The 12394-nt window shown below is 63.8% G+C and carries 10 protein-coding genes; 5 read left to right on the top strand and 5 right to left on the bottom strand.

Annotation, left to right across the window (positions count from 1 at the left end):
* Positions 1-53: 53 nt before the first annotated feature.
* A complete protein-coding gene (locus AB4Z53_RS10415) occupies positions 54-875 on the bottom strand; it encodes an IclR family transcriptional regulator (RefSeq protein ID WP_223728680.1) in 822 nt (273 codons plus the stop codon).
* A 170-nt stretch (positions 876-1045) separates the two neighbouring features.
* Here AB4Z53_RS10415 and gcl point away from each other — a divergent pair, with 170 nt between their 5' ends.
* From gcl to AB4Z53_RS10395, 4 genes are all read left to right on the top strand, one after another.
* Complete coding sequence (gcl, locus tag AB4Z53_RS10410; RefSeq protein WP_441595746.1) at positions 1046-2830, top strand: glyoxylate carboligase; 1785 nt, start codon at positions 1046-1048, stop codon at positions 2828-2830.
* Between the two features lie 78 nt (positions 2831-2908).
* The gene (gene hyi, locus AB4Z53_RS10405; protein ID WP_441595745.1) at positions 2909-3724 is read left to right on the top strand and encodes a hydroxypyruvate isomerase; all 816 of its coding nucleotides are present in this window, start codon (positions 2909-2911) and stop codon (positions 3722-3724) included.
* 5 nt (positions 3725-3729) lie between these two features.
* Positions 3730-4614: a 2-hydroxy-3-oxopropionate reductase gene (locus AB4Z53_RS10400; RefSeq protein ID WP_113535225.1), complete on the top strand. Its 885-nt coding sequence runs from the start codon at positions 3730-3732 to the stop codon at positions 4612-4614.
* A gap of 173 nt (positions 4615-4787) precedes the next feature.
* Positions 4788-6056, top strand: a complete 1269-nt coding sequence (locus tag AB4Z53_RS10395) for a glycerate kinase type-2 family protein (RefSeq protein WP_441595744.1) — start codon at positions 4788-4790, stop codon at positions 6054-6056.
* A 40-nt stretch (positions 6057-6096) separates the two neighbouring features.
* On the opposite strand, the gene hpaH is transcribed toward AB4Z53_RS10395, so the two are convergent.
* The 3 genes from hpaH to AB4Z53_RS10380 all read right to left on the bottom strand — a co-directional run bounded on the left by hpaH (position 6097) and on the right by AB4Z53_RS10380 (position 8461).
* Entirely contained in the window at positions 6097-6900 is an 804-nt protein-coding gene (hpaH, locus tag AB4Z53_RS10390) for a 2-oxo-hept-4-ene-1,7-dioate hydratase (RefSeq protein ID WP_291151324.1), read from the bottom strand.
* A 74-nt stretch (positions 6901-6974) separates the two neighbouring features.
* Positions 6975-7589 carry a LysE family translocator gene (locus AB4Z53_RS10385; protein WP_441595743.1) on the bottom strand — a complete coding sequence of 205 codons (615 nt, stop codon included), beginning with the start codon at positions 7587-7589 and terminating at the stop codon, positions 6975-6977.
* 212 nt (positions 7590-7801) lie between these two features.
* A complete protein-coding gene (locus AB4Z53_RS10380) occupies positions 7802-8461 on the bottom strand; it encodes a response regulator (protein ID WP_291151330.1) in 660 nt (219 codons plus the stop codon).
* A 69-nt stretch (positions 8462-8530) separates the two neighbouring features.
* Here AB4Z53_RS10380 and AB4Z53_RS10375 point away from each other — a divergent pair, with 69 nt between their 5' ends.
* Entirely contained in the window at positions 8531-10318 is a 1788-nt protein-coding gene (locus tag AB4Z53_RS10375) for a hybrid sensor histidine kinase/response regulator (protein ID WP_441595742.1), read from the top strand.
* Here AB4Z53_RS10375 and pbpC read toward each other — a convergent pair.
* Complete coding sequence (pbpC, locus tag AB4Z53_RS10370) at positions 10308-12389, bottom strand: penicillin-binding protein 1C (protein WP_441595741.1); 2082 nt, start codon at positions 12387-12389, stop codon at positions 10308-10310. The two genes, AB4Z53_RS10375 and pbpC, sit on opposite strands and share 11 nt — an antisense overlap.
* Between the last annotated feature and the right edge of the window lie 5 nt (positions 12390-12394).

The raw sequence follows: 12394 nt of genomic DNA, 5'->3' as shown, positions 1-12394 counted from the left end.
TTTTGTTTGCGTGCAGCCTATTCCAACCGGATGCGCGGCGCCTGCTTGATCGCTTACAGTTCTTCCGGCCGTTTGCCGCCCATCGCTTTGGTCAGGGCGTCGGCGCGTTCGCGCACCACAGGGCCGAAGATCGAGAGCTTCTGATCGCTGACGCGGACCGATGGGCCGGAGATGGAGATGCCGGCAATCGTTTCGCCATATTCGTTGAAGATCGGTGCTGCGACGCAGCGCATGCCGAGCGTGTGCTCCTCGTCGTCGACCGACCAGCCGCGGTGGCGGATCTCCTGGATGTCCTTCAGCAGTGCCGGCAGCGTGTCGCGGGTCTTGTCGGTAAAATGCGCGAGCTCGCGGCCATGGAGAAGCTGGGCGATGTCCTTGTCGGACCAGGTGGACAGGATGGCTTTGCCGATGCCGGAGGCATGAACCGGGCCACGGCGGCCCGGGCGAAAGAAGGCGCGCATTGGCGCGTGGCTTTCGACCTGCGAGATGAAGACGACGTCGCCGCCTTCCTCGATGCCGATATTGGCCGTCTCGCCACTTTCCTCCATGAGCCCCTTGAGGAATGGCCGGCTGATGGTGCCGAGCTTGCGGAAGCGCAGATAGGCATTGCCGATTTCGAATGCCTTGAGCCCGACGGTCCAGGCGCCGGTATCCGGGTCGTTCATGACCATGCCGTGGCCGGAAAGCGTCGTCAGCAGGCGGTGAACCGTGGAGGGCGCCATGCCGGTTTCGTCGGCAAGCTGGGTCAAGGTCGAGCCGTCGCCCTTAGCCACCACCGTCAGCAGAGCAAGGCTGCGGTCCAGCACCTGGACGGAGGACGGCGCAGCATTCTCGCCCGCCTTGCGTCCGCGTTTTCCTCGGCCGTTGCCGTCCATCGAAGCCTCTCTGCAAATCACATCTCTCGCCATCATCCTCTATCAGGCCCTGCTGCGATTTTCTCCGAATTGTTGAAAATCTTTATTTCCACATGATGGAAATGATTTCCATTTATGTATTGCGTCGCGGCAATAATGGATTATGTTTTCAGGAAATAGGAGGAGTTCCCATGGCTAAGATGCGTGCCGTCGACGCGGCTGTTTATGTTCTGGAGAAGGAAGGCATCGATTGTGCCTTCGGCGTACCGGGTGCCGCCATCAACCCGTTCTACTCGGCGCTGAAGGCGCGCGGCTCGGTTCGCCATATCCTGGCACGCCATGTTGAAGGTGCCTCGCATATGGCGGAGGGCTACACCCGCGCCAAGCATGGCAACATCGGCGTCTGCATCGGCACGTCGGGCCCGGCCGGTACCGACATGATCACCGGCCTCTATTCGGCCCAGGCGGATTCGATCCCGATCCTTTGCATCACCGGCCAGGCGCCGCGCGCCCGTCTCGACAAGGAAGATTTCCAGGCCGTCGATATCTCGAAGATCGCCGCACCCGTCACCAAATGGGCGGTCACCGTCATGGAGCCGGCACTCGTTCCCTTCGTCTTCCAGAAGGCATTCCATATCATGCGCTCCGGCCGTCCCGGCCCGGTCCTGATCGACCTCCCGGTCGACGTTCAGCTGGCCGAGATCGAGTTCGATCCGGACACCTATCAGCCGCTCGAGCCCTACAAGCCGAAGGCGACCCGCGCCCAGGCCGAGAAGGCTCTGGCGATGTTGAACGAGGCGGAGCGTCCGCTGATCGTCGCCGGCGGCGGCATCATCAACGCCGACGCTTCCGATCTTCTGACCGAATTTGCCGAGATCACCGGCATACCGGTTATTCCGACGCTGATGGGCTGGGGCACGATTCCGGACGACCATCCGCTGATGGCCGGCATGTGTGGTCTGCAGACCTCGCACCGCTATGGCAACGCCAACCTGCTCGCCTCCGACTTCGTTCTCGGTGTCGGCAACCGCTGGGCCAACCGCCACACCGGCAACGTCCCGACCTATACGGAAGGCCGCAAGTTCGTTCACGTCGACATCGAGCCGACGCAGATCGGCCGCGTCTTCGCGCCCGATTTCGGTATCGTCTCGGATGCCGGGGCCGCGCTGAAGCTCTTCCTCGATGTCGCGACGGAATGGAAGACAGCTGGCAAGCTGCGTGACTGGTCCGTCTGGGCGGAAGAGTGCCGCGAGCGCAAGCGCACCATGCTGCGCAAGACACACTTCGACCAGACACCGCTGAAGCCTCAGCGTGTCTATGAAGAAATGAACAAGGCCTTCGGCCGCGACACCTGCTACGTTTCGACCATCGGCCTCAGCCAGATCGCCGGCGCGCAGTTCCTGCACGTTTACAAGCCGCGCAACTGGATCAATTGCGGCCAGGCCGGCCCGCTCGGCTGGACCCTGCCTGCCGCTCTCGGTGTTCGCGCCGCCGATCCCAACCGGCCGATCGTTGCTCTCTCGGGCGACTACGACTTCCAGTTCATGATCGAGGAACTGGCCGTCGGTGCCCAGCACAAGCTGCCCTACCTGCATGTGGTCGTGAACAATTCCTATCTCGGCCTCATCCGCCAGGCACAGCGCGGCTTCAACATGGACTTCGAGGTCAGCCTCGCCTTCGACAACATCAACGCCTCTGGCGATGCGGAGAAGGGCTACGGCGTCGACCACGTCGCGGTTGCCGAAGGTCTCGGCTGCAAGGCGATCCGGGTGCGCAGCCCGAACGAGTTCCAGGAGGCCTTCGACCGTGCCCGTGCCCTGATGGATGAGCACCAGGTTCCCGTCGTCATCGAGTTCATCCTGGAGCGCGTCACCAACATCTCCATGGGCGCCGACATCAACGCCGTCGTCGAGTTCGAGGAACTGGCGACCCGCGGCGAGGACGTACCGACCGCGATCACGGCGCTGCTCGACTGAGGCCACCTGACTGACGAGATGCAGTGGGTCAGCCGCCCGCATCTCGCTCCAAAGACAAACACAAGGAGGAAGCATCGCATGGCGAAGTTCGCTGCGAACCTGACAATGTTGTTCAACGAGGTGCCGTTCCTCGACCGTTTCGCCCTTGCTGCCAAGGCCGGCTTCGACGGCGTGGAATATCTGTTTCCCTACGAATTCGAGAAGGTGAGCCTGCGCGCCGAACTTCAGCGCCACGGCCTCACCCAGGTTCTGCACAACCTGCCGGCCGGTGATTGGGCACGCGGCGAACGCGGCATCGCCATTCTGCCGGACCGGGTCGACGAATTCCGCAAGGGCGTAGCGAGCGCGATCGATTATGCGACTGCGCTCGATTGCCGCCAAGTCAACTGCCTCGTCGGCATCGCGCCTGATGGTGTCTCCGACAGCATCCTGCGCAAGACGCTGGTCGCCAACCTCAAGCTCGCAGCCAGCGAACTCGGCAAGCACGGCATTCGCCTGCTGATCGAGCCGATCAACCGCTTCGACATTCCGGGCTTCTACCTCAACACTGTTGGCCAGGCTGCTTCGATCATCGAGGAAGTCGGCAGCGACAACCTCTTTATCCAGTACGATCTTTACCACCAGCAGCGCACCGAGGGTGAACTGGTCGGCACCTACAAGCGTTATGCCAACTGCATCGCCCACGTCCAGCTTGCCGACAACCCCGGCCGCAACGAGCCCGGCACCGGCGAGATCAACTATCCGTTCGTCTTCGACGCACTGGAAGAGGCCGGCTACGACGGGTGGATCGGCTGCGAATACAAGCCGCGCACCACGACGGCCGATGGCCTTGGCTGGCTCGGCACCGAGCGCCAGCGCACCCAATCCGCAGACATCATCAAGATCAGGAGCTAAGCACCATGGCAACAATCGGTTTCATTGGACTGGGTATCATGGGCACGCCGATGGCGCGCCACCTGCAGGATGCCGGCCACACCATCGTCACCTCGAAGTTCGTCATTCCCCCACGCCAGGAACTGCTCGACAACGGCCTCAAGTTCGTCGACTCGCCGAAGGCGCTGGCCGAAACCGTCGACACGATTATCCTGATGTTGCCGGACACCCCTGAGGTCAAGGACGTCCTCTTCGGCGAAAACGGCGTTGCCTACGGTCTTTCGAAGGGCAAGCTCGTCATCGACATGAGCTCGATCTCGCCGATCGAGACGAAGGAGTTCGCCAAGAAGGTACGCGAGACCGGCGCCGAATATATCGACGCCCCGGTCTCCGGCGGCGAAGTCGGCGCCAAGAACGCCTCACTGTCGATCATGGCGGGCGGGTCCCAGGAAAGCTTCGACCGCGCCCTGCCGCTCCTCCAGTTGATGGGCAAGAACATCACGCTCGTCGGCGATTGCGGCGACGGCCAGGTCACCAAGGTTGCCAACCAGATCATCGTCGCGCTGACGATCGAGGCTGTATCGGAAGCGCTCGTCTTCGCGTCGAAGGCCGGTGCAGACCCGGCACGCGTCCGCGAGGCACTGATGGGCGGCTTTGCCTCCTCGCGTATTCTCGAGGTTCACGGTGAACGCATGATCAAGCGCACCTTCGACCCGGGGTTCCGCATCTCGCTGCACCAGAAGGACCTGAACCTGGCTCTCCAGGGTGCGAAGTCGCTCGGCATTTCGCTGCCGAACACCGCAGCAACGCAGGAGCTCTTCAACAACTGCGCCGCCAATGGCGACAGCGGCCTCGACCACTCCGGCCTTGTCCGCGCACTCGAGCGCATGGCGAACCACCAGGTCGCCTGATCCTTTTGTAAGAGTAAAAATGCGCATGACTCGTCCGGCAACCCATTGCGCCGGGCCGGTCATGTGCCCGGGCGGCGGTTGGAGGAACCGCCGCCCGAGACCTTCAAGCAATCCAGGAAAAGTGCGAAGCGGTTTTCCGTCAGATATTGCGCTAGTGCTCTAGGGGGAGACCAATGCCAGCCATCACCGACCCACGCAGCTTCCTGGAGACATTGTTCACCTCGGCCGTTGTCGCCGCCGACCCGGAACGGGTGATCGCTGCAAATCTGCCCGAGCGGCCAAAGGGGCGCACGGTCGTCGTCGGCGCCGGTAAGGGCGCAGCCCAGATGGCGGCCGCGTTCGAGCGTCATTGGGATGGTCCGCTCTCGGGCGTGGTCGTCACCCGCTATGGCTACGCTGCTCCGTGCAAGAAAATCGAGGTCCTCGAGGCATCGCATCCGCTCCCGGATGAAAACGGTCTGCAGGCCGCTAAGCGACTGCTGGCCGAGGTCAGCGGACTGACGGAGGACGACCTCGTCGTCGCGCTCGTCTGTGGCGGTGGTTCGGCATTGTTGCCTGCACCGCCATCCGGCCTGACGCTGGAGGACGAGATTGCTGTCAATCGGGCACTGCTTGCCTCTGGCGCGCCGATCAGCGCCATGAATGCGGTGCGCAAGCACGTCTCGCTGATCAAGGGCGGCAGGCTCGCCGCCGCCGCCTATCCGGCCAAGGTGGTCTCGCTGATCGTTTCCGATATTCCGGGCGATGACCCGGCGCTGGTCGCTTCCGGGCCTACGTTGCCGGATGTCAGCAATCGCGAAGACGCCTTGACGCTCGTCGAACGTTACGACCTGCAACTGCCTGCGACAGTCATGGCCTGGCTCAAGAACCCGGAAAGCGCTGCGCCGTTGCCTGATGATCCGCGTTTTGCCCGAAACGAAGTCCGGCTCATCGCGTCCGCGTCCGTTTCGTTGGAGGCTGCTGCCGCACAGGCGCAGGCGGCCGGCATCGAGGCGATCATTCTTTCCGATGCGATCGAGGGCGAGGCGCGCGACGTCGGTCGTGTCCACGCGGCAATCGCCCGGGAGGTTGCCGGCCGCGGCCGGCCGTTCACCAAGCCGGTTGTCGTTCTCTCCGGCGGAGAGACGACCGTCACCATCCGCGGCAAGGGCAAGGGCGGTCGCAACAGCGAGTTCCTGCTGGCGCTGGCGCTCGGGATCGACGGTGCCAAGGGCGTCTCGGCGCTCGCCGCCGATACCGACGGCATCGATGGGTCGGAAGACAATGCCGGCGCCTTTGCCGATGACACGACGATCGCAAGGCTGGTCGCACAACGCATCGATGCGGCAGCACTCTTGCAGAAGAACGACAGCTGGTCGGCGTTCGATGCGCTCGGCGATCTCTTCAAGCCGGGGCCGACCGGCACCAATGTGAACGATTTCCGCGCCATCCTGGTGCAGTGAAACAGCGTGACGGGCGTGCCGCGCCCGTCATCGTCCACGTTCATGCGAAGTGGCAGCTCACCGAGCCGTAGGCGCCGAAGTCGGCGACGATCGTGTCGCCGCTCCTGGCTTCGAGGGTGCGGATAAAGGAGCCCGAAAGTACGATCTGACCAGGTTCGATTGCGTCGCCGCACTGCGCCAGCCGGTTGGCAAGCCAGGCGATGCCGCGAGCGGGATGGTTGAGCACGCCGGCGGCCAGCCCCGTCTCCTCGATCACCGCATTGCGTGAAACGATCGCGCCCATCCAGCGCATGTCGACCGTATCGGGACGCACAGCACGCCCGCCCAGGATGAGACCGCCATTGGCGGCGTTGTCGGATATCGCATCGACGAGGGTGCGCGCCTTCTTTGTCTTCGGATCCGTGCGGACGATGCGGCTGTCGAGAATTTCCAGCGCCGGCATCACATAGTCGGTAGCGTTCAGCACCTGGACGATGTTGACGCGCGGGCCCTTGAGCCCGGTTTTCATGATAAAGGCGATCTCGGCTTCGACGCGTGGCTGGATGAAGCGTTCGGCGGGTATGGTTGCACCGTCGTCGAACAGCATATTGTCGAAGAGCACGCCGGAATCCGGCGTGTCGATGCCGAGCGCCTGCTGCATGGCGTTGGAGGTAAGCCCGATCTTCCAGCCGATGATGCGGTGGCCATCCTCGCGCTTGCGCCGGACCCAGGCCGCCTGGATCGCATAGGCGTCCTCGACGGTCATCTCAGGGTGCTTGAGCGATAGAAGTCCGATCTGCTTTCGATCGTGCTCTGCTTGATGCAGGCTTTCAGTGGCCTTGGCGATCTCGGTTGCATTCAGCATGGTGCGCCCCTCGACTTCAGCGTGTTTGAGGATACACCAAGCTCGTGACGTGGGCACGGGCCGTCTTCGGGCGATCAGATGGGTTGGCTCGCGAGCATCAGGCCGAGGCCGATGAGGATCGAGCCGCAGGCGCGCGGCACCAGACGGCCGGCGCCGTCAGCGAAGCGCCCAAGCGTGAACGAAGCGAGGAACACCGCTGCGACGTCCGCCACCGACAAGGCAAGGTTCACCAGCAGGCCGAACATCAGGAACTGCGCCGATACCGAAATCGAGGCCGCGGGATCGACGAATTGCGGCAGGAAGGTCACGAAGAACAGCGCCGTCTTGGGGTTGAGGATCTCGACCACGATGCTGTCGCGCAGTACCCCCGATTTGACCGCGTCCGTATGGGCGGAGTGCTTGCCAAGTCCAAGCAACATGGTCGCGCCGAGCCAGACGAGATAGGCGGCGCCTGCAAGCTTGATCGCCGCATAGAGAACCGGCGCGTGGTGAAGCAGTGCGGCGAGGCCAAGAGCCGCGGCGGCGATATGAACGTAACAGCCGAGATGGATGCCAAGTGCCGCAAGAAGGCCGGCTTTTCGACCATGCGCCAATGTTTGCGCCGTCATGTAGAGGATGGCGGGGCCAGGCATGAAAGCGAAGACCGCCGTTGCCAGCGCGAACGAAATCCAATGCTCCACCGAAGGCATGGCGGTTCCTCCCGATATGGCCGGCCCTCGCGGGGCCGGTGTCGTTTCGCCGGGCCACGGTTTTCGTGGCGCGATGTGGCGGGAGAACTACGCCTGGTTGTGCCGGGGCGATATACGGCAGGTGCCGTATTTCGGCGTCGCGGCAGCGGCACCTATGATGTGGTGGTTAAGGGACTGTGACCGTCGCGGGCTAAGGAGAGGAAATGAGGACATCAGCCGATCGGCAGGCCGATGCGCACCGCATAGGCCGCGATCTCCGCCGCGTTGTGCAGGCTGAGCTTGCGCATCAGGTTTTCGCGGTGTTTGCGCGCCGTCAGCGGGCTGATGCCCAAGCGATCGGCGGTTTCACGGGACGTCAGCCCTTGTGCGGCGAGCGACAGGATCTGCATCTCGCGCCGGGTGAGGGGTATGGGCGAAAGGGCCACGTCGGTCACCGGAGGCGGCTGGTGGCTGCGCGGATCGTCGACAGCAAAGCGCACGGACTGGCTGAGATAGATTTCGCTCCGCAGCATGGCATCAAGCGCGTCAGTCAATTCCGCCGGATCCCCGCTCTTCGTCAGGTAGCCGCTGGCACCGGCTGCGATCGTGGCACGCACGGTTCGCGGCTCGATGTTGGCGGTCAGTACCAGGATCTTCATGCGTGGGGCGATGGCCCTGAGTTCGCTGATGAACTGTACGCCAGCGACGCCCGGCATGCCGAGATCGAGGATCACCAGGTCGGTGCTACCGGCGCGAACGATGCTCGCCAGCGCCTCGCCGTCGGCAGCCTCCGCAACCACCGATACATGATCCATGGTGGAGAGCAGCAGCTTCAGGCCTTCGCGGACGATAGCGTGATCATCGGCCACCACGACCGTCAGTAGCTTGCGCATGTAAGCAATCCTTCATCGAATTCGGGCATTTCTCAGCGGATACCGAGCAACACGGGGAGAAGAGCGGCAATGGAGACTCGCGAGCAGCTGCAACCTCTCCTGATAGACTTATTATTTCGTCAATCTTACGCGGTGCTTTTTGCCAATTTTGCAATTCCACTGCCGGTTGCCTATGTCCTGCGCGATCTGTTGTCCGAGCAGCTCCTGCTTTCCTGGGTCGCAGCACTTTACCTGCTGACCATCGCCCGCATCCTTCTCGATTGGCGCTACCGGCGGCAGAAACCTGAGGCGCGGAGCCGGGACTGGCGCCGGTGGGCCTGGCGCTTCACGCTGCTTTCGTGGATTTCGAGCGGCCTCTGGGGCGCGCTTGGCTGGTTTGCCTTCCATCCGAACGAGCCGCAGACGCTTGCCTTCATCTGCATCGTGATCACGGGCATTGCCAGCRGTGCGGTGCCGTCGCTGTCGGCCTTTCCGCTGGCCTATGCCGGTTCGCTGGTAGCGATCCTGCTGCCATTCGCGATCCGCTGCTTCCTGGGCGAGGGGCCGCTCTATGATACTTATCTGATCTTCACCACCTGTCTGTTCGGGGTCGACCTCTATTACAGCCGCGTCACCCACCGGACGCTCGCCGAAACGGCAAGGCTCCGGTTCGAAAACCTGTCGCTGATCGGCAGCCTGCAGGAACAGCGCGACAGGGCGCAAAGTGCGGATCGCGCCAAATCGCGCTTTCTGGCCGCTGCCAGCCACGATCTGCGCCAGCCGATCCACGCGCTCGGCCTTTTCATCTCGACGCTTGGCGCGCTGGGTCGCAATGGCGACGTGCCGGCAAGAAGTGCCCGTGAGCTCGCCGAGCGTGCGCGGTCGGTAATCGGCAATCTGAGCGGTCTGCTGGACGCCCTGCTGGATATTTCCAAGCTTGATGCCGGTGTCGTGACCGTGGCGCGCGAGCCGGTCGCGTTGCGGCGACTGTTCTCCGATCTCAAGGCGGAATATGCTGGCATTGCCGGCGGGCAGGGGCTCGACTGGCGTGTCATGACGACGGACATCTGGGTCGATACCGATCCGATGATGCTGAAGCGGATTCTCGACAATCTGATTTCCAATGCCTTTCGCTACACACAGACCGGCACGGTCCTGCTCGGTTGCAGGCGCCGTGGCGCCGAGGTGGAAATCCAGGTCTGGGACACGGGGGTTGGAATCCCTAATGCTGAGCAGGAGGCAGTCTTCGAGGAGTTCGTCCAGCTCGCGAACCCGGCGCGCGACCGGACACAAGGGCTCGGTCTGGGGCTTGCGATCGTAGAGCGGACCGCGGCACTGCTCGGACATCGGGTCAAAGTGGTCTCGAAGGAAGGCCGCGGCTCGACCTTTTCCATCATCGTGCCGGTGACCGCGCCGCGCCTTGTCCAGCAGAGCGACCGCGCGGGCCCGACTGCCGCTATGCAGAACGGCGGCATCATCGTCATTGATGACGAGCGGGACGCGCTGGACGCGACGGCATTGCTCCTGACAACGCTAGGCTACCGCGTCTATGCCGGTCGTTCGGCCGCAGCGGCCTGCCGCGAGCACGCCAAGGCCGCAAGCCAGAACGAGGCGCCGGTCGACCTCGTCCTCACGGACTATCGTCTCGAAGACGGGCAGACGGGGATCGGTGCCATTCGTGACGTCAGCCGCTATTTCGGTCGGGACGTGCCGGCCCTGATCCTCTCCGGGGATACATCTCCGGCGCGGCTCAAGGAGGTGACCGAAAGCGGCTATCGACTCCTGCACAAGCCGCTCGATGCGGCGCGGCTGGAGGAGGAGATCGAAGCGATAGTGGCAGGCGACGCGGTGCGTGAGCGTAGCACTGCTACTGGATGAACACGCGCACGCTGGCGGCGCGGCCGACAGAATCGATGACCGTCAGTGTCGAATAGCCGACGCCGTCCGGCTGCCATTGTGTCACCCGGCGACGGCTCAGTTCCGGCAAGGGCCGACCGTTGGCAAGCCACCGGAACGGTGCTCGCCCGCCCTGGAGCTTGAGTGTTAGCGGCGAGATTGCCTGGTGGTCCATGCCGAGTTCGACGCGCGCCCCCTCGGGCGGGAAGACGATCTGCGGCGCCGGTTCGCGGGCAGAGGCATTGACGAGACCGCTCGCAGTCAGCGAGAAACGGCGCTGGCTGATCGGCAGTTCCGCCTGCGAAATACGGATTGCACCGGCCGGCGCATCGGGCAGTGGCGTGATGCCGAAGCCTGACTTGGCGAAGCCTTCGAAGAGAATGGGGGCGGCGCTGCCATAGCCGGTGAGACCGGGAACCGCGCCGTTGTCGGGCCGTCCGACCCAGACCCCGAGCACATGGCGGCCGTCATAGCCGACCGACCAGGCATCGCGGTAGCCATAGCTGGTGCCGGTCTTGTAGGCGATGCCACGCTGACGGCTGCCGGTCGGCGGCAACACGCCGGAGAGCGCATCGGAGACATTCCAGACGGCAACCGGAGACAGCAGCGGTTCGGCTTCGATCAGGCCGGGCTTGCCATCGACGCCGTCACCGAGCCGCAGCGGGAAGCCGCGATTGGCGAGGGCGGCATAGAGCTGGACAAGATCACGCAACGAAAGCCCGACACCGCCAAGACCGATCGCAAGTCCCGGCGCTTCGCCAGCGGGAAGCGCCGGTTTCACCTCGCCACGGCGGAAGCGCATCATCAGCTCGGCGGGGCCGACAGCGTCGAGGAGGCGGATCGCCGGCACGTTTAGGGACAATTGCAGCGCCTCGCGCACGCTGACATCGCCCTGATAGCTCATGTCGAAATTGCGTGGGCGATAGCCGAAGAAGTCCGCCGGCCGATCCTCGATGATCGTCTCCTGGCTGACGAGCCCTTCTTCGAAAGCAAGGCCGTAGATGAAAGGTTTCAGGGTCGAACCCGGCGAGCGCGTGATCCGGGTCATGTCGATCCAGCCGGAGCGGCTCGCATCGAAATAGTCGGCCGATCCGACCGAAGCGACGATCTCTCCGGTCTTCGCATCGGCCATCACCATGGCGACCGAAACCTTCGGTCCCAGCTTGGTAGCGCCATCCCTTGCCACGGCTTCGAGGTTGCGCTGAATGGCAAGGCGTAGGGTTGTCTGGTGCCGAACCGCCTGCGGATCCTTGCGCAACGCCCGCTCGGCGAGATGGGCGGCATAGGCGGGAAGCTGCAGCCGTCGCGAGGGGACGGAGGTGGCGATCGCGCGCTCCGCTTCACCGTCTCCGATCACATCTGCAACCGCCAAGCGAGTGAGCACCCGTTCGCGGGCGGCGACGGCGGCCGCGTGGTTGCGGTCCGGGCGGCGCTTTTCCGGCAGTTGCGGCAGCGCGACGAGCAGGGCTGCTTCGCCAGCGGTCAACCGCTTCGGCTCCTTGCCGAGCCAGGAAAGGCTTGCTCCACGTACGCCCTCGATATTGCCGCCATAGGGGGCATGAGTGAGATAGAGATTGAGGATCTGGTCCTTGGATAGCCGTCGCTCGATCTGGATCGCACGGGCAATCTGCAGCAGCTTGGCCGTGATCGAACGCTTCTGCCGCGGTTCGATCAGCCGCGCGACCTGCATGGAGAGCGTCGAGGCGCCCGAGACGATCCGGCCGTTGCTGACGAATTGCAGCGCGGCGCGGCCGAGCGCCAGGAAATCGACGCCGGAATGCTCCTCGAAACGTTGGTCCTCGTAGGCGATCAGCATCTTCAAAAACTGCGGATCGACATCGTCGACCGTCGTCTTCAGCCGCCAGAGGCCGTCGGGTGTCGCGAAGGCGCGCAGCAACTGCCCATCGGCGTCGTCCACCTCCCGTGAGACGACGCCCGCCTCCGCAAGCGGAGGCGGGAAGGCCTCGTCGGCCTTTTCGATCGCAAAGCCCGTCAGCCCCGTCAGAAGCAAGCAGACGGGCAAGGCGATCAGCAGTTTGCGCCCAATCGACATGATCC

It is taken from the genome of Ensifer sp. 2TAB8 (assembly GCF_052115125.1).
In the GTDB taxonomy this organism is placed as follows: Bacteria; Pseudomonadota; Alphaproteobacteria; order Rhizobiales; family Rhizobiaceae; genus Ensifer.
The sequence above is the reverse complement of the archived record's forward strand: the minus strand, read 5'-3'. Positions and strand labels throughout refer to the sequence as shown.